Here is a 24,073-nt window from a genome sequence, read left to right as displayed (position 1 = left end):
CCTGACCATGAGCACCCCGCCCCCGGTCCTGGTCACCCGGCGCCTCGCCCCCGGCGTCGTCGAACGGCTCACCGCGCACCACGCCGCCACCTGCCACGACTCCGACCTGGCGATGGACCGGGCCGCGCTGCTGGACGCCGTCCGCGGCCGGCGGGCCGTGATCACCACCCTGGACGACCGGGTGGACGCCGGGTTCCTCGACGCGGCCGGCCCGCAGCTGGCCGTCGTCGCCAACCACGCCGTCGGCTACCACAACGTGGACGTGGCCGCCTGCGCCGAACGCGGCGTCCTGGTCACCAACACCCCGGGCGTGCTCACCACCGCCACCGCCGACATGGCCTGGGCACTGCTGCTGGCCGCCACCCGCCGGCTCGGCGAGGGCGAACGGCTGCTGCGCTCCGGCGCGTCCTGGACCTGGGCGCCGAACTTCCTGCTCGGCCTGGAGCTGGCCGGCACCCCGCTGGGCGTGCTCGGCATGGGCCGGATCGGCCGGGCGGTGGCCCGCCGGGCCCGCGCCTTCGACATGCCGGTCAGCTACCACAACCGCCGCGAACTGCCGACCGGTCAGGCCGAGGGCGCCGACTGGAAGCCGCTGGAGGACCTGCTCGCCACCTCCACCGTGCTGGTCGTCACCTGCCCGTTCACCGAGGGGACCCGGCACCTGCTGGACGCCCGCCGCCTCGCCCTGCTGCCGCGCGGCGCGGTGGTGGTCAGCATGACCGCGGGCGTGGTGGACGAGGAGGCGCTGGCCGCCGCGCTGGAGTCCGGCGCGCTGTTCGCCGCCGCCGTGGACAACTTCGAGCACGAGCCGGCCGTCCCGTCCGCGCTGCTCGCCCAGGAGCGCGCGGTGCTCGCCCCGCACCTGGGCAGCGCCACCGTCCGCACCCGGCAGGCGATGGGCGGCCTGGCGGTGGACAACGTGCTGGCGGTGCTCGGCGGCTCAGCGCCCCTGACGCCGGTGGAGGTCTGAGCCCGGGCCGCCCCAGCCCGCGGCCCAGGCCAGCGCGGTGGTCATCACCCGGAACGCCCCGAAGTGCGCGGCGCCGGGCTCCAGGAACAGTTCGGCGTCCGGGATGTGGTCGGCCAGCCAGCGGGAGTGGTCGACCGGCGAGAACTGGTCGTCCGCGCCGTGCCAGAGCCAGGTCGGCACCCGGACCGACCCGACCTCGAACCCCCAGTCGGCGGTGAAGGCCAGCACGTCGTCGATCCAGCCGTCGGCGCCGTGCCGGAACGCCTCCCGGTAGTTGCTCTGGAGCATCCGCCGCAGTCCGCTGTCGGCCACCACCTCCCGGTCGGCGGCGGAGAGTTCGGTGCGCAGCCCGTTCAGCAGCCGGACCGGGTCGTCCTTGATCTGCCGGGAGCGGAACTCCATCGCGTCGGCGATCCGGCCGTGCCCGCGCTCGGCCTCCTGGTAGGCGCGGACGTTGGACGGCGTCATCCCCGCGTACCAGTCCAGGCCGGCCGCGTTGCGCGGCGCGAGGCCGACCAGCACCGCCGCCCGGCTGACCCGCCCCGGCAGCAGCGCCGCGCAGGCCAGCGCGTGCGGGCCGCCGCCGGAGCGGCCGAGCACCGCGAAGCTGTCCAGCCCGAACTCGTCCGCGATGGTCCGCACGTCCGCGGCCGCGGCGCTCACCCGGCGGCCGAACAGCCGGGTCGAGTCGCCGTAGCCCGGCCGGTCGTACGAGATCAGCCGCACGCCCAGCCGGTACAGCACGGTGCTGCGCGGGTGCGGGCCGACCCGGCTGCCGGGCATGCCGTGCAGCAGGAACACCGGACGGCCGCGCGGGTCGCCGAGGGACTCGACGGCGAGCGCGCGGTCGTCCGCCGTTTTGATCATCCGTAACGACACCTGCGGCCTCCTCAGTGCTCCGGGTCGGTTGCGTGCTCCCGGTCGGTGGTGGTGCGTACCTCCCGGCGGGCCTGCCAGGTGGTGTGCTCGCGGGAGATCGCGTCCTCGGCGTCCCGGGCCAGGCGGGCCCAGATCTCCTCGGCCTCCATCGACTCCAGGTCCAGCTGGGCGAGCTGGCGCTGGATCTGCGCCAGCTCCTCGGCGGCCAGGGCGTACGCGGCGGCCAGCGGCCGGTACTGGCGCAGCTGCGCCCAGGCGGCGACCGAGGCGGCCACCGCCGAGACCGTGCCCAGCGCGTCGTAGCTGAACGCGCCGAGCGCCCGCAGCAGGGCGAGCACCAGGCCGAGCGCCGGCAGCAGCACGCCCAGCACCCCGGCCCAGTGCCCGGCGCGGGCGCAGTAGCGGGCCTTGGCGCGGTACCAGTCGTGCTGCAGCTGGATCCGCTCGGCCAGGTACACCTCGCGGCGCACCGCCAGCGGCTGGCCGCGCAGGTCGTGCATGGCCGGGGTGATCTCCACCCCGGCGTCCGGGACGGCCACCGGGCTGTCCCGGAACGCGCCGAGCACCCCGGAGAGCTGGAAGCGGTACAGGCCCTCGGCGTCCGGCAGGGCGCGCGGCGGGGGCTGGTAGGCGTCGGCCCGGACGGCGTACTTCCAGGCCAGCGTCTTCACCGACTCGGCGGCCGCCCGCCCCTCGTACCAGAGGCCCTGCGGGTTCTGCCGGCTGATCACCACCGCCAGCACGATCGCGCCGAGGTAGGCGGCCGCCGCGGGCCAGGCCCAGGGCTCGCCGTCGGCCGAGCCGGTCGCCGCGGCGACCACCAGCAGGACCAGTTCCCAGGCGGAGAGCAGCACCGAGCGCCGCTGCCCGCGCAGCGACGCGGAGTCGGCGGCCCAGAAGAACTCGGGCAGCAGGTCCCGCTCACGCACCCACCCGGTCCGTCCCGCAACAGACGCCATGTTCGGCCCCCACCAGTCGCTCCGGTCGCACCGCTCTCCTGCCCCGGGGGACTCGCCGGTACGCCTGGTGACGGCCGGGGCGGCCGGATGTGGCCGGGAAGCCCCGGTGGTTGTCCGGTACTCCCCGTGTTCATGCCGGTACCCAGCGTGCGGGAGGTGGCGGGGGCGCGCACCGGTCGGCGGATGTGCGCGGGCGACCTGCCGGTGCGGCCGGGCGGAGTGCGGGCCGGTGCGCGCGGCCGGCGGGTGCGGCCCGGCGGGTGCCGCTCAGTAGGTGTAGAAGACCCGCTCGGTGTTCTCGGCCATCTGCTCGGCGTTCCACTCGGTGCCGCCCGGGACGTTGCCGGAGCGGAACAGCGGCGGCGCGGGGCACTCCCCGGCGGCCGCCCGGTCGGCCAGCCGGCCGACCGCGGAGGCGACCACGGCCTGCATCAGCGCGCTGGTCACGATGGTGGAGACCGGGCCGAAGGTGGTCTCGGCGCCCGGGTGGGTCAGCTCGCCGTCGCCGACCGCGATCTTGCTGTCCAGCACCACGTCGCAGTGGTCCTTCAGGTAGGTGCCGGTCGGGTGCGCCGAGGGCACCTCCCGCGGGTACGCCAGCGAGGTCACGCCGACCACCTTGAGGCCGCGGTCCCGGGCGTAGCGGGCCAGCTCGACCGGCATCACCTGGCGGCCGGAGAGCGAGATCACGAACAGCAGGTCCCCGGCGGTCGCCGGGGTCAGGTCCAGGGTGGCGGTGGCCAGCCCGGAGACCCGCTCCAGCGCGCTGGACAGCGGCGCGGGCATCACGGTCACCCCGGCGGTCCCGGGCACGTTCAGCAGGTTCACCGGGACCAGTCCGCCGGCCCGGTAGACCACGTCCTGGGCCGGCAGCGCGGAGTGCCCGGCACCGAAGGTGAAGACCCGGCGACCCTCGGTCATCGCCTCCGCCAGCAGCGCGGCGGCGGCCTCGATGGTGTCGGCCTCCTCCTCGCGGACCCGCTGGAGGTGGGAGATCGCGGCGTCGAAGTACCGGCCGACCAGGTCGTTCATCTGCTGCCTTCGCTCTCTGCCGGTGGGGGATTCCGGCCGGGTGGGGTGGTCCGGGTGGTCCAGACCGCCGGTGGAGAAAGCTTCGGCGAGCACGGTCGCGCCCCGGTGGCATCGTTGTCAACAGGAACAAAACGGGCCTCCGGAGCCCCGGGGCGGGCCCGGTTGTCGGTCCGGTACGTCAGAATTGGCGGTGAGGACACCGAAGAACGGAGCCAGCGGCGATGTCTGGGCTGATCGACACCACTGAGATGTACCTTCGCACCATCCTGGAGCTGGAGGAGGAGGGCATCGTCCCGATGCGTGCCCGGATCGCGGAGCGCCTGGAACAGAGCGGCCCCACGGTCAGCCAGACGGTCGGCCGGATGGAGCGCGACGGGCTGCTCCAGGTCGCCGGGGACCGCCACCTCGAACTGACCGAGGAGGGCCGCCGGCTCGCGGTGCGCGTCATGCGCAAGCACCGCATCGCCGAGTGCCTGCTCGTCGACGTGATCGGCCTGGAGTGGGAGCAGGTGCACGAGGAGGCCTGCCGCTGGGAGCACGTGATGAGCGAGACGGTCGAGCGCAAGGTGCTCGCCATGCTCGGCCACCCCACCCAGTCGCCGTACGGGAACCCGATCCCGGGCCTGGACGAGCTGGGCGACACCAAGGCCGAGGGCGAGGGCTTCGACGCCGGGCTCGTCCCGCTGGACACCGTCAAGCCGGGCGAGGCCGGGGCCGACGTGGTGGTCCGCCGGATCGGCGAGCCGATCCAGACCGACAGCGCGCTGATGAGCACCCTGCGCCGGGCCGGTGTCCGGCCGGGCTCCACGGTCAAGGTGAGCGCCGGCGTCGGCGGCGTGCTGGTCGGCACCGGCGACAACGCGGCGGAGCTGGGCAAGGACATCGCCCAGCACGTCTTCGTCGCCCAGGCCTGAGGCGCCGGACGCGAACAGTCGAGCGGGCCCGCTGCTCTCCATGCAGCGGGCCCGCTCGCCTCCCCGTTCCCTCCCGCCCCTCCCCGTCCCCTCCTTTTCCCTCCCGCTTCCCCTCCGTCGCCGCCGCCCGGCTTCCCCGTCCGAGCGCCCCTGCCGGCGTCCCCACACACCGCAATTCCTCCCCTCGGCCGATCATGGCAATCCTTGAGTGCCGTCACTCGTACGAGGGGCTTCTCCCGTTGACCAGCGGGTACACGGAAGCCTTATCCGGACATGCGTATGACGGGCCCCGTCCCCGGTGGGGGACAAGGCCCGTCACTCGCGCGCGTTGTGTCGCGCGGTGCGCACCCTCACCCGATCGGCGGAGGGCGGCCGTTCGAGGGGCCGGGCGGAACCGGCGGAACTCAGCCCACCGGCGTCGGCCGGGCGGCCCGGGCGGCGCGGCCCGAGGGCGTCTCGCGGGCGCAGGCGTAGGCCAGCGGGCCGATCAGCTCGGCGGCGTCCGGCAGCCAGCGGTTGAGCGCGGAGGGGGAGCGGGCCCACTGGGCGTACCCGAGGGAGCCGATCCGGGACGGCGGGGCGACCGTCCAGTCCCCCTCGCCCCGGGCGACCAGGTCCAGCCGGCCCGGCGGCCGGCCGAGCCGGCGGAGCATCTCCGGGAGCCTGGCCGCGGCCCCGGGCAGTGCCAGGAAGTGCAGTCGCCGCCCGATCCGCCCGGGCGCGGCGGGCTGGACCACGACCGGGCCGAGCTGGAGGTCCATCCGCTCCATCCGGGCGAGCGCCAGGCAGCCGGCCGTCTCCGGGACGTCCAGCACGTCGAACGAGCGCCCGGTGGGCAGCAGGATCGACGCCCGGGGCCGGTCGGTCCACCAGCTCCGCACCGCGCCGGGGCCGGCGCTCGCCGTCCGCGCCCAGTCCGCGTCCAGCGGGTGGGCGCCCGGCAGCGTGCAGCGGTGGTCCCCGCAGGAGCAGCGGACACCGCCGCCGCCGTCGTCGATCAGCCAGGCGCCCGGGGCCACCTCCCAGTGGCGGTTCTCGGCGTAGCCGACGGCTTCGACGAGCAAGGGGGGTGGAGCGGCCTTCTCGTTCCGGTCCGAGGCGTCGGGGATGTCTTCCACGGGGTACTCAACTACCGTGTGTGAGGCTGGTTACGGCCCGATGGCGCCCGGTTGGGTGCATCCCGGCAATGTCACCCGTTCCGGTTAGTCGACCGAGTTGGTGGGGCCGAGGGCAGGCGCAGTGGGGGCGCACAGGAGCATTTCCCAGGGCGCAAGGGGGGTGCGGTTCGTCACCGTGGGTATCCCGCTGGCGTTGCTGATCGCTAACCTGGTGTCAGATTCCTTGGACGGTCGGACAGTCGGCAACAGATCAGCAGAATCGTCGCCCGCCGGCCGGGACCGGAGGGTGTGGGGAGGCGAAGCCCAATGGCCGCGAGACCACTCGTCGCACGACAGCCCAACGAGCGTCTGCAGCAACTGATCCAGGAGGCCAGCTGCTCCAACGCCGGCCTGGCCCGGAGGGTCAACCTCTGCGGCGCCGAGCACGGGCTGGACCTTCGGTACGACAAGACCTCCGTGGCCCGCTGGCTGCGCGGGCAGCAGCCGCGCGGGCAGGCGCCGGCCGTGATCGCCGAGGCCCTGGGCCGCAAGCTCGGCCGCAGCGTGTCGGTCGAGGAGATCGGCATGGCGGACGGCAAGAACCTGAGCTCCGGCATCGGGCTCCAGTTCGCGCCGACCATCGGTGCCGCCCTGGAGCAGGTCTGCGAGCTCTGGCGCAGTGACGTCGGCCGGCGGGACTTCCTGACCGGCGCGACGGTCGCCGCCTCCGCGCTGGTGGAACCCAGCCGGGACTGGCTGATCACCCCGCCGGACCCGGTGGTGGCGCGGGCCGGCGGCCCCCGGGTCGGCCCGACCGACGTGGCCGCGATCAGGGCGACCACCACGATGCTGGTCGACCTGGACCACCGCTTCGGCAGCGGCCATGTGCGCCCGGTGGTGGTGCACTACCTCAACTCGGTGGTCTCCGGCCTGCTCGGCGGCGCCTACCGGGAGGAGACCGGTCGCCAACTCTTCGCCGCCGTGGCCCGGTTGACCGAACTGGCCGGCTACATGGCGGTGGACACCGGGCAGCCCGGCCTCGCCCAGCGCTACTACATCCAGGCGCTGCGGCTGGCCCAGGCCGCCGACGACCGCGGCTACGGCGGCTACGTGCTGGCCGCCTCGATGAGCCACCTGGCGGCGACCCTCGGCAACCCGCGGGAGATCGCCCAACTCGCCCGCGCCGCCCAGGAGGGCGCCCGCTCGGTGGCCACCCCGACGGCGATGGCGATGTTCTACGCCGCCGAGGCCCGCGGCCACGCCCTGCTCGGCGACGCCCGCTCCTGCGAGACGGTGTCGGCCAGGGCCCTGGAGATGATGGAGCGGCGCCGCCCGGAGGACGACCCGGACTGGATCGCCCACTTCGACGACGCCTACCTCGCCGACGAGTTGGCCCACTGCCACCGGGACCTGGAGCAGGCCGGCCAGGCCGAGCACTACGCCCGCCGGGCGCTCGACCTGCACCCGCCGACCCGGGTCCGGCGCCGTGCGGTGGACCTCGTCCTGCTGGCCACCGCCCAGCTCCAGCAGCGGGACCTGGAACGCGCCTGCGAGACGGGCGCCCAGGCGGTCCGGCTGCTGAGCGGGCTGCGGTCCAACCGGGGCGTGGAGTACCTGGACGAGTTCCGGCGCCGGCTGGAGCCCTACCGGGAGCAGCGGGTGGTCCGGGAGTTCCACGCCCGCGCGGACGCCGAGGCGGCCTAGCGGACGCCGGGCCGGTCTCCGTGTCCCGGGCGCGGGCCCGCCTCCGCGCCTCGGGCCCGGGGGCGGCCCGGGCCCTGGGCGGTCGCGGATCGTCTGTGCAGGGAGCGTGATGGATGTCCCGCCCACGTGGTCACCCGGTGAGGCGAACCGGTAGCGTGGGCGCGACGTCCAAGGAACTGTGATGCTCCCAAGAACCGACGAGATGTGGTCCGCCGTCAGTGCGCGGTCCTGCACAGGTGAGGAATCGCGTTGAGTCAGCGCCGCTCGTACCCGAACTCCGGTGACTTCAACCTGGACGACCTGTTCCGCCCCGAGCCCGGCCAGCCGCAGGGCCAGCCGCAGGGGCAGCCGGGCCAGCCGCAGGGCCACTCGGCCGTGCCGCCGGTGGGACAGCCGTCCGGGCAGCCGGAGTACCTCGGCGAGGGCGCGCACGCGCTGCCGACCCAGGCGATGCCCGCGCAGCCGGCGCCGGGCCAGTCGATGCCCGGGCACTCGCTGCCGGGCCGGCCGATGCCGGGGCAGGGGGCCCCGTGGGGCGCGCCGCAGCCCGGGTACGGTGCCCCGCAGCCCGATCCGGCTCCGGAGACCCAGTACCTGCCGCCGTACCCCGCCGGCGACCCGCAGGCGGCCGGCTACCCGGCGGCGCAGGCCCAGCCCGGTTACCCGCAGCCGCAGCCCGCGCCGGGGTACCAGGCCTATCCGCCGGCCGCCCAGCCGCAGCCGGCCTACCCGGCCCAGGACCACCACCAGGGCTACGCCCCGGAGCAGGGGCAGGACTACGGCCAGGGGTACGACCAGGGGCACGACGCGACCCGGGCGGGCGGCTCGGGACGCGGCGGACGTTCGTCCAACAAGCTGATCATCGGCGGCGTGGTGGCGGGCTGCGCGGCGGCCGGCATCCTGGTCGCCGTCCTGATGAGCGGCGGCGACGAGACCAAGGACGACGGGAAGACCACCCCGGCGGCCGCCACCGCCGGCGCCACCACCACCCCCGGTGCGCCGAGCGCGAGCGGCTCCGGCGCGGCCGTCGACCCGGAGGTCAAGGCCCAGGCGCAGCCGCTGTCGGACCTGCTGGGCACCGCGAGCGACAGCCGCAGCTCGGTGGTCTCCGCGGTCGCCTCGGTGCAGAAGTGCGACAAGCTGCCCGAGTCCCAGCAGGCGCTGACGGCCGCGGCCGGCAAGCGGCGCGAGCTCCAGAGCAAGCTCGGCCAGCTGAAGGCCGACAAGCTGCCCGGCGGTCAGCAGCTGGTCGACCAGCTCAACGCGGCCTGGACGGCCTCGGCCCAGGCCGACGACGAGTACGCGCTCTGGGCGCAGGACGCGCAGGGCTCCTGCGACGCGAAGAAGCAGGACAACCAGCACTACAAGAACGCCGTCCAGGCGAGCGGCACCGCGACCACCGCGAAGAAGCAGTCCGCCACGCTCTGGAACGCGATCGCCGCCCAGACCGGACTGCCCAACCGGAGCGACGGCGACCTCTGAGCGACGGCGGTCGACGGGGGACGCCGGTCCGTGAACGACGGTGGCCGGTGAACGAGGGGGGACGGGCCGCAAAGGCCCGTCCCCCTCTCTCGCCCTGGTCAGCCCGCGTCAGGCCGGCGGACGGCCCCCGGTGAGCGCCCAGCGGATGTCCACGAAGCCCGGCTGCTGCAGGGTCATCCGGCCGTTCTTGACCACCTGGTAGGTGACCCAGGTGTTCACCAGCCGCGGCGACCCGCCGCTGGGCAGCATGTTGGTGGTGCCCCAGTTGAGCGGCGGGGTGATCCCGACGTCGATGCCCTCCCCGCTGTCCAGCAGCGAGGAGACCGTCTTCGGGGTGACCGTCCGGCCGCCCTCCGCCAGCTTCTGCACCGCCGTCCGGAACACCTCGTACGCGACCCAGGTGGTCTGCACGCCCGGGTCGGAGACGTCGATGGGGTGCCCGCCGGTGGTGTCGGTGCGCACCACCGCGCGCAGCCCGTCCCAGATCTTCGCCGACTCCGGCGGGTACCAGCTGGTGACGTAGGCGCCGCCGAGCGGGCCGGAGTCGCCGCCGGTGGAGTCCACCACCGACTGCTGGACGCTGCCGATCACCGAGGCGATCCGGGTGTTCTTCGCGTTCAGCCGCCGGTAGGAGTCCAGCAGGTTGCCGGTCGGCTCGGCGGCCAGGGCGCTGGTGATGCAGTTGCCCGGCTCGTCCTTGCCGATCGCCTTGCGGATCACCGGGGTGTAGTCGGAGGACTGCTCGGGCGCCTTGACGTCCGTCAGCCTGATCCCGGCCGGCCGCAGGGCGGTGCCCAGGTAGCCGAGCAGGTTGTCGCCGGCCGGGGTGTCCGGGCGGACCAGGGAGACGGTCCGGCAGCCGGCGTCCACCAGCTGGCGGCCGTTGCCCGCGATCAGCGCCGGCATGCCGCCGTCCACCGGGTAGGACAGCGGGCTGGAGAACTCCGGCTGGGAGAGCCCGTAGCCGCCGATCAGCGGGATGCCGGCGCGCTCCAGCACCGGCATGAACGCCTCGCCCCACTGGCTGTAGGAGCCGATCACGGCGACCACCTTGGCGTCCACCGCCTGCTGGGCACAGGCGCGGGCGCCGTCCGCGGTGTTGTGCTCGTTGCAGGTGATCACGCGCAGCCGGTGGCCGTTCACGCCGCCCTTGGCGTTGACGTCCTGGCCGATGGCGGAGGCGAGCGCCGTCATGCCCGGGCGGTCGGCGGAGCCCGTGCCGGCCGGGGCCCAGGTCATCACGGTCAGGTCGTCGCCGGTGGTCGAGGCATCGGCCGGTCCGCCGCACGCGGAGGCCGAGAAGAGGGTGGGGAGCAGGGCCGCGGCGGTGGCGGCGGCTGCGATCGGGCGTCGGCGGCGGCGCCGCACGATCGGGGGACGGGCCTGGAAGGAGTCCCTTCGGCTGGTCATCGCTATTCCCTCTCTGGGGCGCACTCCGGCGCACCGGAGCAAGCCAAGCCCCGGCGTCACAAGCCGAGAGGGCCGAAATGCGAACGGATGGCGAACGGCCGCCGAAATCCGGAGTGGTACGCGTGTAGATCGCGAGTGGAGCACGAACAGACGGGGAACGTACGATCGTTCACCATGTCCGCCAGCACAGATTCTTCGTATCGGTCCGCCCGAAACCCTTCTCGTCCGGGGCACCGCTCCAGCACGATGGGCGGCATGCCGCTCAACGACCTGCCCTGGTGGCGCTGGCGAGCCCGACTGCGCTCGGCGCTGCACATGCTGTCCGACCCCGCTTTCCAGCAGGAGACCTGGCTGACCGGCCGGGAGGGGTACGGCGACGTGACCGACGCCGTCTACCGCCTCGTCGAGGACACCTGGCTGGACCGCTGGTCGGCCGAGAAGTACATCGGGACGATCCTCCGCGACTCCGCCGAGGCCGCGCTGGTGGACGTCGCGGTGCTGCGGGCCGTGCAGATGCTGCACGAGGTCGGTGCGGACGCGCCGGCCTCCGCCTACCTCGGCCACCCCGGCTGGCCGGAGACCGTCCGGGCCGCCCGCGAGGCGCACGTCGTGCTGGCCTCGGGCGACGGGGACGACCCGGACGCGTCGCCCAAGTCGCTGGACGTGCTGCGCATCCTCACCAAGCTCTGACCCGCCGGACCGCCGCCGTCCCGCAGTACGGGCAGCGGGGCGGCGGGTGTCCGGGATGTGACACGCTGGACCATCCACGCACGTCACGACCTCAGAACGGGATACTCCCAGTGGAACAGCAGCCGGTCAGCGCCCAGTACGTCCTCACGCTGTCCTGCCCCGACAAGCAGGGCATCGTCCACGCTGTCTCCAGCTACCTCTTCATGACCGGCTGCAACATCATCGACAGCCAGCAGTTCGGGGACGGTGACAGCGGGCTCTTCTTCATGCGGGTGCACTTCTCCGCCCCCGAGCCCGTCACCGCCGACAAGCTGCGGGCCAGCTTCTCCGCGATCGGCGCTTCCTTCGGGATGGACTGGCAGATCCACCCGACCGAGCAGCGGATGCGGATCGTGCTCATGGTCAGCAAGTTCGGGCACTGCCTGAACGACCTGCTCTACCGCACCCGGATCGGCGCCCTGCCGGTGGAGATCGCCGCGGTCGTCTCCAACCACACCGACCTGCGGGACCTGACCGAGAGCTACGGCATCCCGTTCCACCACATCCCGGTCACCAAGGACACCAAGGCCGAGGCCGAGCAGCGGCTGCTCGACCTGGTCGCCGAGGAGAACGTCGAACTGGTCGTGCTGGCCCGCTACATGCAGGTGCTCTCCGACCGGCTGTGCACCGAACTGTCCGGCCGGGTGATCAACATCCACCACTCCTTCCTGCCGAGCTTCAAGGGCGCCAAGCCGTACCACCAGGCGCACGCGCGCGGCGTGAAGCTGATCGGCGCCACCGCGCACTACGTCACCGCCGACCTGGACGAGGGCCCGATCATCGAGCAGGAGGTGGCCCGGGTCACCCACGACGTCAGCCCCGACCAGCTGGTCGCGCTCGGCCGGGACGTCGAGTGCCAGGCGCTGGCGCGCGCGGTGAAGTGGCACAGCGAGCACCGGGTGCTGCTGGACGGGACCCGTACGGTCGTCTTCGCGTGACCGGTCCGCGCAGGCGTTTCGCGTGACCGCTCCGCGCGGGCGTTTTGCGTAGGCGTTCGCGCGGACGGCGGGCCGCTACGGCCGGGAGAGCAGCGGGAGCGCGTGCAGCACCTCGCGGACCGCGGCCCGGTCGCCGTGCTCGCCGACCGGCAGCCGGTCCGGGTCGCGGTGCGCGGCGGCCAGCTGGCACAGCTCCAGGCCGTCCAGCACCATCGACGCCACCGGCTCCCCGCCGGGCGGGCCGCCGCTGCCGACGGCCGCGCCGTCGCCGTCCAGGGCGATCAGCCACTCGCCGCCCGCCGGGCCGTCGACCATCAGCCGCACCCGCCGGGCCGTCCGGGCCCCGCCCTCCGGCGCACCCGGCGCCCCGGCGTGCTCGGGCCGGGCCGCGCGCAGCCCGGCCAGCGCCCGGGGGAGCAGCCGGACCACCAGCTCCACCATCTGCCGCAGGTGCTGCGGCGTCGGCGGGTCGTACGGGTAGGCGACCGCCCGGGCCACGTCCTCGCCGTGCACGAAGCACTCGAAGGCGCGGTCCACGAAGGCGTCGCGCAGCGGCAGCACCGCGAAGCCGTAGTCGACCGGGGTGTTGCCCTGCGGCACGAGCGCGGCGCTGCGCACCAGGTCGTGGGCCTGCCGCCGCCAGCGGGAGCGCACCGACTGCGGCGCCAGGCCGGCCTGGTCGGCGATCAGCCGGGCGGTGCGCGCGGTGACCCCGGCGTACCGGCCGCCCTGCGGCGGGACGCGCGGCACGGACGGTCCGGCGGCCGGCTCCTGCGGGGGCACCCGCCGCCCGGCCGGTGCGGCGGGTGGGCCCGGAGCGGCCGGCACCGGGTCGGGCAGGCCGAGTGCCAGCGCCAGGAAGCCGTCCACCGCGGTCAGGTGGCCCAGCACCTCCGCCGGGCGCAGCCGCTCGGTGCCGCCGTGCCACGGCAGTTCCGCCACCTCCTGCCACTCCTCCGGGCCGAGGTCGCGCAGCAGCGCGTCGAGCTTGGCGGTCTCCGCCGTGTACGGCATGCCCCAGGCGGGGACGGGCAGTTGGGCCGGCCGACGGGCCAGGCACCAGTCGAGCACCTGCTGGCGCAGCGAGCCGGGCTGGTCCAGCGGCTCGTCCAGGGAGAGCCAGTCGGCCGCCTCGCGCAGCCGGGCCGCCTCCTCGGCGCACTCCCGGCAGTCGCGCAGGTGCTGCTCCAACTCGGCGGCCTCGCGGGCCGGGCAGGCGCCGAGGGCCCACGCGCCGAGCATCGAGCGCAGGGCGTCGTGCCGCTCCTCAGTGCTGCTCACGTCTCCCCGTTCCCGTCCCCGGTGCCGTCCTGGCGGGCGCGTTCGTCGGCCAGTTCGGTGGCCAGCAGCTCCAGACCGAGCCGCATCCGCTGCTTGGCGGCCTGCTCGCTGATGCCGAGCAGTCGGGCCGTCTCGCGGTAGGTGCGGCCGTCGTAGTAGGTCACCGCGATGGTCTCACGCAGGGGTTGGGGCAGGGAGTCGACCACGTACTGCATCCTCGCGGCGGTGGCCACGGCGCGGATCTCGGCCTCCGCGCCCGGTGCGAGTTCGGCGGCCCGCCGGGCCCGCAGCCGTTCGACCGCGCGGTGGTGGGTCAGCGCGCCGAGCCAGGAGCGCAGGGTGCCCCGGTCGGGGTCGAAGTCCTCGGGGTGCTCCCAGACGTGGGCGAAGACCTCCCGGGTGAGCTGGGTGGCGGCGGCCCGGTCGGCGAGTATCCGTCCGGCCAGGCCGTGCACCATCGGTGCGAGCTGGTCGTAGAGTTCGCCGAGCGCCGTCTCCTCGCCGCGGGCGAGGCGGCGCTGCAACTGCTCGTCCCAGCGCGGGGTCCGCTCCGGGGTGGCCATCGGGAACCACCCTCCTGACCGGGGTCGCTGGCTTACCCAACGGTATCTTGCGGCCGGGCGGCGCCGGGGGCGATTGCGGCAAGAACGGAACCGTTCCTGGCGGATCACCCCTCCTCATGGATGTGCCTCCCGGCCCGGATCCCTCGCCGGGTCCCTCTGGGCCCCTCGCCCGGGCCGGATCGTCGGACGGTACGACGGTCGGCCGGTGGGACCCGTCCGCCGATGCCACCGTTCGAGAGCCGTCGGACATATGTCGCACGGGTGGTTCGTGAGTGGCGGGCGGGGTGCGCGGGGCGCACGGCGGTAGGTTCCCGACTGCGGGACCAGCGGGTCGGCCGGGTCGGACGATCACCGGTACGAGCCTCGCGAGAGTGAGCGGGACAGTATGCACCGCGCTGTCGCCCGATCGCCGGAATATGCCCGAAGCGCTTGCTGCGGTCCGTCCCCCCGCCCATCCTGAGGCGTATTCGTGTCGCGGCCGGGTGCCCGACCGACGAGACGGCGCGGGCGAGCGGGCGCGGACGGACAGACCGGGCGGGCGCCCGGGCACGGCTCGGGTGGCGCCGGGCGACGTGCGAGGGCCCGCCGGCCGATCCGGCCCGATCGGGACTATGGCCGAACTGCGAGTGCGGGTGGTGGAGCGGTGCAGGTTCTTCAGGTACAGCTGGCGGTGCAGGCTGACCCCGCCGAGGTCGGCCGGGCCCGTCGATGGGTGCGCTCGCGGCTGCTGAACCACGGGGTGGACCCGGACGCGCCGATGGCCGAGACGGTGGTGCTGGTGGTCTCGGAGCTGGTGACCAACGCCGTGGTGCACACGGGCTGTCCGGCCGTGCTGAGGCTCTGTCTGCCGGTGGCCGACGGCCCGCAGGAGGGCGGACCGGCCGCCCCGCTGCGGGTGGAGGTCGCCGACGCGAGCCGGGCCGCGCCGACGCCGCGGCACGCGGGCGCGGACGAGGACGCGACCAACGGACGCGGCCTGGAGCTGGTCGAACTGCTCTGCGAGCGCTGGGGCTGGTACCCGGAGGACTCGGGCAAGCGGGTCTGGTGCGAGATCGGCAGCGACGCCCGTCCCGCGGATCCGCTGGTCGACGTCGACTGGGCGGCTTTGGCGCAATAGCGGCTTTCGCGGCGGCCGTCGGACCGTGCCGATCACGGTGCCGATCACCGGCCGAAAGGTGACGCAACCATTCCGAATTTCGGACTACCCATTGACGTGACGTATCCGACTGATCACGCTTGGGTGCGGCGCTCCGTCGCGAGGGGACGCCGAGGGGATGTCCGTCCACCGCCGCGGTGCCGCTGTCCAGGGGATTCGTGCCGGCAGGGCGGACCGCGGACGGCCGGTCACGGGCCGCTCCTCGGCGAGTGCGGAGGGTGTGGCGCGGGATCAGGGCTCGCGCGCCGGGGTTGGATGGCGGCCTGCCGTACCGTGCTCGGGGTGGGCGCGGCCTGCCGCCATCCGATCCGCCGCCGGCGCGCGACGGGATCCGGCCACCGGTCGGGCGGTCGCCGGGCCGCGCTCAGGAGGCGCGGTCTTCCGGGACGGAGCGGAAGGTGCGCCGGTAGGCGCTCGGTGCGACGTCGAGCCGGCCGCGCAGCTGAAGTCGCAGCGAGGCGGCGGTGCCGAAACCGGACTCCCGGGCGACCTGGTCGATCGTCAGATCGGTCCGTTCCAGCAACTGGCGGGCCCGCTCGGTGCGCTGGGTGGTGATCCACTGGCCGGGGCTGGCGCCGGTCTCCTCGCGGAAGCGCCGGGTGAAGGTCCGTACGCTCATCCCCGCCCGGTCGGCGAGCTGCCGCAGCGCCAGTGGCCGGTCCAGGTGCTCCAGCGCCCAGGCGCGCACCGCGGCGGTGCCGCTGCCGCCGGAGTCCACCGGGCTCGGGGCCTCCACGTACTGCTTCTGCCCGCCCTCGCGCCACGGCGGTACCAGGCAGTTGCGGGCCACTGCGTTGGCCACCGCGCTGCCGTGGTCGCGGCGCACCACGTGCAGGCACAGGTCCACCCCGGCGGCCACCCCGCCGGAGGTGAGGATGTCGCCGTCGTCGGTGTAGAGCACGTCGGGGTCCAGCCGCACCTTGGGGAACAGCCGGGCGAAGCGCTCGGTGTAGCGCCAGTGGGTGGTGGCCGGGCGGCCGTCCAGCAGGCCGGCGGCGGCCAGGATGAAGGAGCCGGTGCAGATCGACATCAGCCGGGTGCCGGGCCGGATCCGGGCCAGCGCGGCGGCCAGGGGCGGGGTGAAGCAGGCGTCGGCGACGGCCGGAGCGGAGTCGGCGGAGGCCGGGATCAGTACGGTGTCCGCCCGTTCCAGCAGTTCGGGCCCGTGGTCGACCATGACCCGGAAGTCGGCGCTGGTGGTGACCGGCCGTCCGTCCAGGGTGCAGGTGGCCACTTCGTACAGCGGCCGTCCGGCCGGGTCCTTGGCGCCGCCGAAGATGCGGGCGGGGATGCCGAGTTCGAAGGCGATCACGCCCTCCAGGGCGAGTACCGCGACCAGGTGTGCCATGCCGTCCCCTCGGGCGTCGGTGGGTCCGGGCCAGGCTACAGCGGGCCATGGCCCGAATCTTGCGAAAGCTGTCATTCAGGCCACTCGTCCGGCCCCGGGCGGCCCGGAACACTCGTTCGCGTGACCGAACGCAGCGCCCTCGCCCCCGCATCCCGCTCCGAACCGCCCGACCCGGCCGAGCGCCCCCGGGTGCACTACGCCTGGGTGGTGGCCGGCGTCTCCCTGCTCGTCCTGCTCGGCTCGGCCGGCTTCCGCTCCACGCCGAGCCTGATGATGGACGCCCTGCACAACGAGTTCGGCTGGTCGCTCGGGACGATCTCCAGCGCCACCTCCGTCAACCTGACGCTCTACGGCCTCACCGCCCCCTTCGCCGCCGCCCTGATGGACCGGTTCGGGGTGCGCCTGGTGGTGGTCTGCGCGCTGCTGACCATCTCGGTCGGCTCCGGGCTGACCATGCTGATGCGCGAGCCCTGGCAACTGGTGCTCTGCTGGGGCGTGCTGGTCGGCCTCGGCAGCGGCTCGATGGCCGGAGCCTTCGCCACCACCATCACCGGGCGCTGGTTCCGGGCCCGCCAGGGCCTGGTCACCGGAGTGCTGACGGCCGCCGGAGCGGCGGGGAACCTGGTCTTCCTGCCGATCGGCGCCTGGCTGGTCGAGCAGCACGGCTGGCGTTCGGCCGTGGTCGTGGTCTCGCTCGCCGCCAGCGCCGTCGCCGTCCCGGTGCTGCTGCTGATGCGCGAGCGCCCCGCCGACCTCGGCCTGCTCCCGTACGGTGCGACCGAGGCCCCGGCCGCGACGGTCACCGACGGCCGAGCCCTGGCCCGCTCGCTGCGGGTGCTGCGCAACGCCGCGCGGGTCCGGGCGTTCTGGCTGCTGGCCGGCTCCTTCGCGATCTGCGGCGCCACCACCGCCGGCCTGGTCGGCACCCACTTCATCCCGGCCGCGCACGACCACGGCATGCCGGTCACCACCGCCGCGAGCCTGCTCGCGCTGATCGGCGTGTTCGACGTGCTCGGCACCGTCTTCAGCGGCTGGCTCACCGACCGGGTCGACTCCCGGGTGCTGCTGACGGTCTACTACGGGCTGCGCGGCCTGTCCCTGCTCCTGCTGCCGCAGCTGCTGGCCGGATCGCTCCAGCCGCCGATCCTCGCCTTCGTGATCTTCTACGGCCTGGACTGGGTGGCCACCGTGCCGCCGACCGTCGCGCTGTGCCGCCGGCACTTCGGCGAGGACGCCCCGATCGTCTTCGGCTGGGTGCTCGCCGCCCACCAGATCGGCGCGGCCGTCGTCGCCGGGCTGGCTGGCCTGGCCCGTGACGCCCTCGGCAACTACGACCTCACCTGGTACGGCGCCGGCGCGCTGTGCGCGGTCGCGGTCGGGCTCTGCCTGGCGCTGCGCGGCGGGCGGCCCGACCGGGCGGTGCCGGCCCTCCGGTGACGGGCGGTCCGCGCGACCGGGGGGCGGCGCCGGACCTCCCGGTAGGACCGTCGTACCGGAGGTCTAGGCTCCGCTCCATGGTGCTCACCTTCACCCTGGACCCCGAGCTCGACCCCGATCTGCGGACGGCCATCGTCCGGCTGTGGGCCGACGTCACCAACGCCGGCGGGGCGGTCGGCTTCGTGGCGCCGGTCACCGAGGAGGAGGTCCGGGACACCGCCGAACGCCAGTTCGCCGGGGTCGGACCGGACGGTCCGGACCGGTTGCTCGTCGCGCACGAGAGCGCGACGGGCCGGCTGGTCGGCGTGCTGTTCTTCGAGTCGATGCGCTTCGACCTCATGGAGCACTGGCGGATGCTCAAGCGGGTCATGGTGCACCCCGACTTTCAGGGCCTGGGCCACGGCGCCCGACTGCTCGCCGAGGCCGAGCGGGCGGCCCGGGAGTGGGGCCTGGAGTCGCTGCGGCTCACCGCGCGCGGCGGCCTCGGGCTGGAGCGGTTCTACGCCCGCAGCGGCTACCGGGAGGTCGGCCGGGTGCCGGCCGCGATCCGGGTCGCCCCCGGGGACGACCGGGACGACATCACCCTCTGGCTCGACCTGCGCTGACGAGCGCCCGCCGGGCCGCGGGCCGGATCGGGTGCCCCGTGCCCCGCTCCGGCCGTCAGGCATGCTTGACTGGAGAACCCGCCCCAGCGCAACGAAGAAGGACGTGTCGAGTGACCAGCAACGGCCCGGAGAAGTCGCACGCCACGCTCCGCTACACCTCGCTGCGGGTCAGCATCTTCCTCGGCTGCCTGCTGGTGGCCCTGCTGCTCGGGCACTTCGGCGTCATCCCGGTCAGCGGTGAGGCCGGCATGATCTTCCTGTTCCTGCTGGCGGCGGTCGCCTCCGCGCCGCTCAGCTACGCGCTGCTGAGCAGGCAGCGCGACGAGATGTCCACGCAGATCAGCGGCAAGGTCTCCGGGATGCGCAGCCGTACCGCCGACCGGATCGCCGCGCAGAATGCCGAGGAGGACGCCGCCGACGACGCCGCCCGCTCGGCCACCGCCGGCCAGAACTGACCGGGGCCCGGCCCCGGAGCGCAGCCGCCGTGCCCGCCACCCGAGACTCCGCGCCGTCCGAGCCGCCCGCCGGGCAGCCGCCCTCCGAGGGGGCGTCCGCCGGGCAGCCGCCGTCCGAGGGGGCGCTCGGTACGTGGCCGGCCCCCGTCCGCCGCCCCACCGGGCGGGACGTGGCGCGGCTCGCCGGGGTCTCCCAGGCCACCGTCTCCCTGGTCTTCTCCGGCGCCGAGGCCGGCCGGCGGGTCTCCGAGGCCACCCGGGAGCGGGTCCGCGAGGCCGCCCGCAGCCTCGGCTACCGCCCGCAGGCGGCCGGGCGGCAGCTGCGGCTCGGCCGCAGCGGGATGATCCTGCTGGCCGTGCCGAACCTCCAGGGCCCCTTCTTCGGCCGGGTGCTGGAGGGCGTCCACGAGGAGGCCGGCCGCAACGGCCTGGCCGTCGTGGTCAGCTCCGGCTGGGGCAGCGCCACCCTGGCCGAGGCCGCCACCGCCGGCCGCTTCGACGGCCTGCTGATCTGCTCCCCGGACGACAGCCAGCTCGGTGAGCTGCCCGTCGACACCCCCGCCGTCTTCCTGGACGCCGACCCCGGCACCGACCGGGCGCGACCGACCGTCGAGCTCGACGTGGCCGGCGGGATGCGTGCCGCGGTCGAGCACCTGGCCGCGCTCGGCCACCGCCGGATCGGCCGGCTGCGCTCCAGCCACTCCGCCTACACCTTCCGGGTCCGGCAGGCCGCCTTCGAGCAGGCTGTCCGTGAACTCGACCTGGACGTCGTGGAGTTGGGTGTGAGCCTGAACGACGGCCACCGGGCCGCGCGGACCGTCGCGGGTCGGCTGCTGGAGCGGGCGGACCGGCCGCGAGCGGTGATCTGCGACGACGACGTGGTCGCCTCCGGGGTCTACCAGGCCGCCGCCGAGCTGGGGCTGCGGGTGCCGGAGGACCTGTCGGTGGTCGGCATGGACAACGTCGCGGTGGCCGCGCTGCTCGCCCCGCCGCTGACCACCGTCGACCTGCCGGGCGAGGAACTGGGCCGGGCGGGCGCGGCCGCGCTGGCGGCCCTGCTGCGCGGGGAGCGGGTGGCGCCGGTCGCGCCGCTGGCCACCTCGCTGGTGCTGCGCTCCTCCACGGCGCCGGCCGGTACGGCTCCGACCGGGCGGTGACGGTCCGTCACCGGAGACAGGGCTGCGCCCGTCGGCCAGACCACCGGCGGGCGCAGTCGTTCGTGGGGGTGGGTCAGCCCACCGGGACGGGCCGGGCGGCCGGGGCGAGCGGCACCGGGTGGAACCAGCGCCGGGCGGCGAACAGCACCAGCCCGCCGAGTGCGATCCCGCCCACCGCGCAGAGCGCCACCGGGCGCAGCGAGTCCTCGGCGAGCTTGCCGGAGACGGCGTAGCCGAGCGAGTTGCCGGTGGCGAACAGCGTCACCAGCCAGGCGAAGGCCTCGGTGACGGTGCCGGTCGGCGCCAGTTCGGCGACCAGGACGAACGCCGCCGCCAGCAGCGGGGCCAGCATGATCCCGGAGAGGAAGGCCAGCGCGGCCATCGGGTACGGCCCGGGCAGGGTGACCAGAGGCAGGTAGGAGGCGGCCATCGCGAGGGCCATCACCCAGGTGCGGGTGGCCGTGGTCTGCCGCCAGGTGACCGCGCCGTAGGCGAGCGCGCCGAGCAGGCCGCCCAGCGCGGCCAGTGCCAGCAGGGTGCCTCCGCCGCCGGGCAGCGTACCGACGTGCTGTTCGGCGTAGGCGATGAACAGCACGTTCTGCGCGCCGACCGCCCAGCCGGCCCCGGCCAGTCCGACCAGCAGCAGCACCAGTCCGGGGGAGCGCAGCGGCCCGAGCAGTCCGGCGGACCGTTCCTGCGCCGGGGCGCGCCAGGCCCGGGCGGGCCCGGCGGTGGCGACGATCAGCGCGCCGGCCAGTCCGAGCCCGGCGGCCACCCAGAGTGCGGCGACCGGGCTGAACAGCCCGGAGATGGTGGCGACGGCCAGCGGACCGGCCACGTAGAGGATCTGCTGGGCGGCCGAGTCGAAGGCGTACGCGGTGTCGAGCTGCTTCTCCTCGACCACGTCCGGCCAGAGCGAGCGCAGGCAGGGCTCCAGCGGGGGCATGGCGAGGCCGGCGATCGCGGCCCCGATCGGCGCACCGAGCGCGGAGCCGGGGGCGAGGGCGAGCAGCGCGTACCCGCCGCCGGCCACCACGGCGGAGGCGAGCAGGACGCGCGGCTGTCCGGTGCGGTCCACGATCCGGCCGAGCACCGGGCCGCCGACGGCGGCGGCGATCGCGTAGGCGGAGGTGGCCAGTCCGACTCGGCCGTACGTCACCCCGGCGTCGCGCAGGGCGAGGGCGATGACGAGGGCGGTCATGCCGGCGGGCAGACGGCCGAGCAGGGTGCCGAGCAGCAGGCGGGTGACGTGCGGGGCACGGAGCAGGGCGAGGTAGCCCATCGGCCGTCCTCTCCGGGTGGGCAGGCAGGGGCAGGGACGCCGTCAAAGTTATACGTATAACTGCTCAGCGGTCAATCGGGCCGCCGAGTCGGACTGATGGGGCGTCAGCTTCGTTCGTGTCCGGAGTTCGGGTCGGCGGCGGGCCTCGGGCGGCGTGTGCGCTGCGTGACCTCAAACAAGTACTTTGAACATCTCAAACCTTTACTGCTAACGTATCGGCCATGACAGCCTCAGACGCACTGCGGATGCACGGCCCGGGCCCCCTGCCCGCCGCCGCCCGCCCGTGTGCTCTGACCGGTGCTGTGGACAGCCCGCGCCGTTGTCGCGCCATGCGCTGTGCTGCCCTGAGCTGTACCGCGGCGGCACGCCCCTGACCGGGGGCCCGACCCATCCCGTCCGGCCCCGCGCCGTGCCGCCCGCTCCGCCCCCACCTCACCGTCAGCAACGCCCTCCCCCGGAGACGCTCCCCCATGTCCACAGCGCCCGAGGCGACCTCGTCGCCGTCCGTGCTCGCCCGCATCCGCAAGACGCCCTTCTGGGTGCAGATCGTCGCCGGCCTCGTGCTCGGCGTCGGCCTCGGCTACCTGGCCCGTGCCGCCGACATCTCCTGGCTGGCCACCACCCTGGAGACCATCGGCAAGATCTTCGTCCAGCTGCTCAAGCTGGCCGTCCCGCCGCTGGTGTTCACCGCGATCGTGGTGAGCGTCGCGAACCTGCGCAACGTCACCAACGCGGCCCGCCTGGCCACCCGCACGCTGCTCTGGTTCATGATCACCTCGCTGATCTCGGTCGGCATCGGCATCGGCCTGGGTCTGCTGACCAACCCGGGCGAGGGCACCAACCTGAAGACCGAGGGCCTCAAGGCGCTCGACTCCAAGGGCACCTGGATCGACTTCCTGACCGGGATCTTCCCGACCAACATCGTCGACTCCTTCACCAAGGTGAACGTGCTTCAGATCGTCTTCCTGGCGGTCGTGGTCGGCGCTGCGATCCTCAAGCTCGGCGCCAAGGCCGAGCCGGTCCTCAAGCTCAGCGAGTCCGTGCTGGAGCTGACCCAGACCGCGCTGTGGTGGGTCATCCGGCTCTCCCCGCTCGGCACCCTCGGCCTGATCGGCAAGTCCGTCGCCAAGTACGGCTGGGACCTGCTGAAGCCCTTCGCCACGCTGACCCTGGACATCTACCTCGGCTGCGCGCTGGTGCTGTTCGTCGTCTACTCGTTGGTGCTGCGCTTCGCCGCCGGGCTCAACCCGCTGCACTTCTTCAAGGGCGCCTGGCCCGCGATCCAGCTGGCCTTCGTCTCCCGCTCCTCGGTCGGCACCCTGCCGGTCACCCGCCGCGTCACCGAGCGGCTCGGCGTTCCGAGCGAGTACGCGTCCTTCTCCGTGCCGTTCGGCGCCACCACCAAGATGGACGGCTGCGCCTCGATCTACCCGGCCGTCGCCGCGATCTTCGTCGCCCAGGTCTTCAACATCGAGCTGGGCATCAAGGACTACATCCTGATCGCCTTCGTCTCGGTGGTCGGCTCGGCCGCCACCGCGGGCCTCACCGGCGCGATCATCATGCTGACGCTGACCCTGTCCACGCTGGGCCTGCCGCTGGAGGGCGTCGGCCTGCTGCTCGCCATCGACCCGATCCTGGACATGATGCGCACCGCGACCAACGTCGCCGGCCAGGTCGTCGTGCCGATCGTGGTCGCGGCCCGGGAGAAGATCCTGGACGTCGCCGCGTACAACAACCCGTCCGGGGACCTGTACGACGAGGCCCCGGAGCCGGCCGTCGCCGCAGGCCAGGGCGGTGCGACCCCGGTCGCGGCCTGAGGCAGGCTGCCCGGGACGGAACGTGCGGTCGAACGCCAGAGGGGACGTTCGACCGGCATGACGGAAAGGGCCCTCTCCCGGTGACGGGAGAGGGCCCTTTCCGCATTCCTTCGCTCCGTGCCCGAACTTCCGCCCCGGGACGGGCTTTCGAAAAGGCAGGGGGCCCGCCGATGGGCGGGCCCCCTTGGGTACTGCTCTTGTGCTCATGGTGGCGGCTGTCGGGAGCCGCCGGCGGACCCGTACGGGTCCCGAGCGATCAGAACATCAGAGGATGGTCAGACAGCGGTGACGTTCTCCGCCTGCGGGCCCTTCGGGCCCTGGGTGACGTCGAAGGTGACCGTCTGGTTCTCCTCCAGCGAACGGAAGCCGTTCGCGTTGATGGCGGAGTAGTGAACGAAGACGTCGGGGCCGCCGCCATCCTGGGCGATGAAGCCGAAGCCCTTCTCAGCGTTGAACCACTTGACGGTTCCCTGAGCCATGCCGTTCTCCTTGCGATGCGTGTCGGGGGCCACACCGTGTGACACCCGGTCCGCTGCGCTGATCGCCCTGCCTCCGGACGTGTCCGAAATTTTTCGATATTGCTGAAAAACTACAAAAAGCCTGCGGTTACATGCTCCGCAGGCTTCAAGTACTGCAAGGGGAATCAAACTGCAACTGAGGGCAACGCTAGCATGCGGCCGCTGTGACGACCAGAGGTCACTTGCGGCGTGGAAGGCGCGTGTCGTAAGGGCCGGAGCGGGTGTCGGCAGCGGGCGTGGAAAGGCGCGTCGCCGCCGCGTCGACGGCGGCTGAAGGCGTGTCGGACGGCCGGTGCGAGCCGCCGCGAACAGCAGGCATACGCTGCGGGGAGGCACGAAC

At 74.0% G+C, this 24,073-nt stretch carries 22 protein-coding genes; 12 read left to right on the top strand and 10 right to left on the bottom strand.

Annotated features, from left to right (window positions below):
• The first annotated feature begins 7 nt into the window (after positions 1-7).
• Positions 8-970, top strand: a complete 963-nt coding sequence (locus tag ACFVUY_RS33075; protein ID WP_359902161.1) for a D-glycerate dehydrogenase — start codon at positions 8-10, stop codon at positions 968-970.
• Here the strand turns inward: ACFVUY_RS33075 and ACFVUY_RS33070 are convergent.
• The 3 genes from ACFVUY_RS33070 to ACFVUY_RS33060 form a co-directional block, all read right to left on the bottom strand.
• Entirely contained in the window at positions 941-1,837 is an 897-nt protein-coding gene (locus ACFVUY_RS33070) for an alpha/beta fold hydrolase (protein WP_359902164.1), read from the bottom strand. The genes ACFVUY_RS33075 and ACFVUY_RS33070 overlap by 30 nt on opposite strands.
• A gap of 23 nt (positions 1,838-1,860) precedes the next feature.
• Positions 1,861-2,778 carry a DUF4231 domain-containing protein gene (locus ACFVUY_RS33065; RefSeq protein WP_387691545.1) on the bottom strand — a complete coding sequence of 306 codons (918 nt, stop codon included), beginning with the start codon at positions 2,776-2,778 and terminating at the stop codon, positions 1,861-1,863.
• Between the two features lie 297 nt (positions 2,779-3,075).
• Complete coding sequence (locus ACFVUY_RS33060; RefSeq protein WP_387691663.1) at positions 3,076-3,840, bottom strand: sugar isomerase domain-containing protein; 765 nt, start codon at positions 3,838-3,840, stop codon at positions 3,076-3,078.
• A 221-nt stretch (positions 3,841-4,061) separates the two neighbouring features.
• Between ACFVUY_RS33060 and ACFVUY_RS33055 the strand changes: the two genes are divergently transcribed.
• Entirely contained in the window at positions 4,062-4,754 is a 693-nt protein-coding gene (locus ACFVUY_RS33055) for a metal-dependent transcriptional regulator (RefSeq protein WP_049649967.1), read from the top strand.
• Between the two features lie 404 nt (positions 4,755-5,158).
• On the opposite strand, the gene ACFVUY_RS33050 is transcribed toward ACFVUY_RS33055, so the two are convergent.
• The gene (locus ACFVUY_RS33050) at positions 5,159-5,872 is read right to left on the bottom strand and encodes a bifunctional DNA primase/polymerase (protein WP_387691542.1); all 714 of its coding nucleotides are present in this window, start codon (positions 5,870-5,872) and stop codon (positions 5,159-5,161) included.
• A gap of 306 nt (positions 5,873-6,178) precedes the next feature.
• Between ACFVUY_RS33050 and ACFVUY_RS33045 the strand changes: the two genes are divergently transcribed.
• On the top strand, positions 6,179-7,555 hold the full coding sequence (locus ACFVUY_RS33045) for a transcriptional regulator (protein ID WP_359902173.1): 1,377 nt from the start codon (positions 6,179-6,181) through the stop codon (positions 7,553-7,555).
• Positions 7,556-7,804: 249 nt separating this feature from the next.
• Positions 7,805-9,037, top strand: a complete 1,233-nt coding sequence (locus ACFVUY_RS33040) for a hypothetical protein (protein ID WP_387735962.1) — start codon at positions 7,805-7,807, stop codon at positions 9,035-9,037.
• A gap of 108 nt (positions 9,038-9,145) precedes the next feature.
• On the opposite strand, the gene ACFVUY_RS33035 is transcribed toward ACFVUY_RS33040, so the two are convergent.
• Entirely contained in the window at positions 9,146-10,447 is a 1,302-nt protein-coding gene (locus ACFVUY_RS33035; RefSeq protein WP_380538391.1) for an ABC transporter substrate-binding protein, read from the bottom strand.
• A 255-nt stretch (positions 10,448-10,702) separates the two neighbouring features.
• Here ACFVUY_RS33035 and ACFVUY_RS33030 point away from each other — a divergent pair, with 255 nt between their 5' ends.
• Positions 10,703-11,137: a hypothetical protein gene (locus ACFVUY_RS33030; protein WP_387691537.1), complete on the top strand. Its 435-nt coding sequence runs from the start codon at positions 10,703-10,705 to the stop codon at positions 11,135-11,137.
• 110 nt (positions 11,138-11,247) lie between these two features.
• On the top strand, positions 11,248-12,114 hold the full coding sequence (gene purU / locus ACFVUY_RS33025; RefSeq protein ID WP_387735959.1) for a formyltetrahydrofolate deformylase: 867 nt from the start codon (positions 11,248-11,250) through the stop codon (positions 12,112-12,114).
• Positions 12,115-12,189: 75 nt separating this feature from the next.
• Here purU and ACFVUY_RS33020 read toward each other — a convergent pair whose 3' ends face one another.
• Together ACFVUY_RS33020 and ACFVUY_RS33015 are read right to left on the bottom strand one after the other, a co-directional pair.
• Entirely contained in the window at positions 12,190-13,395 is a 1,206-nt protein-coding gene (locus ACFVUY_RS33020) for a zf-HC2 domain-containing protein (protein WP_387735956.1), read from the bottom strand.
• A complete protein-coding gene (locus ACFVUY_RS33015) occupies positions 13,392-13,958 on the bottom strand; it encodes a sigma-70 family RNA polymerase sigma factor (protein ID WP_387691531.1) in 567 nt (188 codons plus the stop codon). Before ACFVUY_RS33015 ends, ACFVUY_RS33020 begins: the two co-directional genes overlap by 4 nt.
• A 643-nt stretch (positions 13,959-14,601) precedes the next feature.
• Here ACFVUY_RS33015 and ACFVUY_RS33010 point away from each other — a divergent pair.
• Complete coding sequence (locus ACFVUY_RS33010) at positions 14,602-15,075, top strand: ATP-binding protein (protein WP_387735954.1); 474 nt, start codon at positions 14,602-14,604, stop codon at positions 15,073-15,075.
• Between the two features lie 403 nt (positions 15,076-15,478).
• Here ACFVUY_RS33010 and ACFVUY_RS33005 read toward each other — a convergent pair whose 3' ends face one another.
• The gene (locus ACFVUY_RS33005; RefSeq protein WP_387735951.1) at positions 15,479-16,462 is read right to left on the bottom strand and encodes a GlxA family transcriptional regulator; all 984 of its coding nucleotides are present in this window, start codon (positions 16,460-16,462) and stop codon (positions 15,479-15,481) included.
• 120 nt (positions 16,463-16,582) lie between these two features.
• Between ACFVUY_RS33005 and ACFVUY_RS33000 the strand changes: the two genes are divergently transcribed.
• From ACFVUY_RS33000 to ACFVUY_RS32985, 4 genes are all read left to right on the top strand, one after another.
• Positions 16,583-17,899, top strand: coding sequence for an MFS transporter (locus ACFVUY_RS33000; RefSeq protein ID WP_387691526.1), 1,317 nt, complete (start codon positions 16,583-16,585; stop codon positions 17,897-17,899).
• Positions 17,900-17,976: 77 nt separating this feature from the next.
• Positions 17,977-18,504, top strand: a complete 528-nt coding sequence (locus ACFVUY_RS32995) for a GNAT family N-acetyltransferase (RefSeq protein ID WP_387691524.1) — start codon at positions 17,977-17,979, stop codon at positions 18,502-18,504.
• Between the two features lie 110 nt (positions 18,505-18,614).
• The gene (locus ACFVUY_RS32990; protein ID WP_387691522.1) at positions 18,615-18,959 is read left to right on the top strand and encodes a DUF4229 domain-containing protein; all 345 of its coding nucleotides are present in this window, start codon (positions 18,615-18,617) and stop codon (positions 18,957-18,959) included.
• Between the two features lie 29 nt (positions 18,960-18,988).
• Positions 18,989-20,116, top strand: a complete 1,128-nt coding sequence (locus ACFVUY_RS32985; protein ID WP_387735949.1) for a LacI family DNA-binding transcriptional regulator — start codon at positions 18,989-18,991, stop codon at positions 20,114-20,116.
• A gap of 73 nt (positions 20,117-20,189) precedes the next feature.
• Here ACFVUY_RS32985 and ACFVUY_RS32980 read toward each other — a convergent pair whose 3' ends face one another.
• Positions 20,190-21,398, bottom strand: coding sequence for an MFS transporter (locus tag ACFVUY_RS32980; protein WP_387735947.1), 1,209 nt, complete (start codon positions 21,396-21,398; stop codon positions 20,190-20,192).
• Between the two features lie 470 nt (positions 21,399-21,868).
• Here ACFVUY_RS32980 and ACFVUY_RS32975 point away from each other — a divergent pair, with 470 nt between their 5' ends.
• Complete coding sequence (locus tag ACFVUY_RS32975; RefSeq protein WP_359902214.1) at positions 21,869-23,215, top strand: dicarboxylate/amino acid:cation symporter; 1,347 nt, start codon at positions 21,869-21,871, stop codon at positions 23,213-23,215.
• 275 nt (positions 23,216-23,490) lie between these two features.
• On the opposite strand, the gene ACFVUY_RS32970 is transcribed toward ACFVUY_RS32975, so the two are convergent.
• A complete protein-coding gene (locus ACFVUY_RS32970; protein WP_188301247.1) occupies positions 23,491-23,694 on the bottom strand; it encodes a cold-shock protein in 204 nt (67 codons plus the stop codon).
• Positions 23,695-24,073: the final 379 nt, after the last annotated feature.

Origin of the sequence: Kitasatospora sp. NPDC058063 (genome assembly GCF_042885395.1) — a bacterium.
In the GTDB taxonomy this organism is placed as follows: Bacteria; Actinomycetota; Actinomycetes; order Streptomycetales; family Streptomycetaceae; genus Kitasatospora; species Kitasatospora lactacystinica.
Note: the sequence above shows the minus strand (reverse complement) of the source record. Positions and strands in the feature narration are given on the sequence as shown.

Excerpts from the sequence above, each read along its gene's own strand:
- ACFVUY_RS33075 (WP_359902161.1), top strand. The coding sequence starts at position 8 with ATGAGCACCCCGCCCCCGGTCCTGGTCACCCGGCGCCTCGCCCCCGGC.
- ACFVUY_RS33070 (WP_359902164.1), bottom strand. The coding sequence starts at position 1,837 with ATGATCAAAACGGCGGACGACCGCGCGCTCGCCGTCGAGTCCCTCGGC.
- ACFVUY_RS33060 (WP_387691663.1), bottom strand. The coding sequence starts at position 3,840 with ATGAACGACCTGGTCGGCCGGTACTTCGACGCCGCGATCTCCCACCTC.
- ACFVUY_RS33055 (WP_049649967.1), top strand. The coding sequence starts at position 4,062 with ATGTCTGGGCTGATCGACACCACTGAGATGTACCTTCGCACCATCCTG.
- ACFVUY_RS33045 (WP_359902173.1), top strand. The coding sequence starts at position 6,179 with ATGGCCGCGAGACCACTCGTCGCACGACAGCCCAACGAGCGTCTGCAG.
- ACFVUY_RS33035 (WP_380538391.1), bottom strand. The coding sequence starts at position 10,447 with ATGACCAGCCGAAGGGACTCCTTCCAGGCCCGTCCCCCGATCGTGCGG.
- ACFVUY_RS33030 (WP_387691537.1), top strand. The coding sequence starts at position 10,703 with ATGCCGCTCAACGACCTGCCCTGGTGGCGCTGGCGAGCCCGACTGCGC.
- ACFVUY_RS33015 (WP_387691531.1), bottom strand. The coding sequence starts at position 13,958 with ATGGCCACCCCGGAGCGGACCCCGCGCTGGGACGAGCAGTTGCAGCGC.
- ACFVUY_RS33005 (WP_387735951.1), bottom strand. The coding sequence starts at position 16,462 with ATGGCACACCTGGTCGCGGTACTCGCCCTGGAGGGCGTGATCGCCTTC.
- ACFVUY_RS32995 (WP_387691524.1), top strand. The coding sequence starts at position 17,977 with ATGGTGCTCACCTTCACCCTGGACCCCGAGCTCGACCCCGATCTGCGG.
- ACFVUY_RS32980 (WP_387735947.1), bottom strand. The coding sequence starts at position 21,398 with ATGGGCTACCTCGCCCTGCTCCGTGCCCCGCACGTCACCCGCCTGCTG.
- ACFVUY_RS32975 (WP_359902214.1), top strand. The coding sequence starts at position 21,869 with ATGTCCACAGCGCCCGAGGCGACCTCGTCGCCGTCCGTGCTCGCCCGC.
- ACFVUY_RS32970 (WP_188301247.1), bottom strand. The coding sequence starts at position 23,694 with ATGGCTCAGGGAACCGTCAAGTGGTTCAACGCTGAGAAGGGCTTCGGC.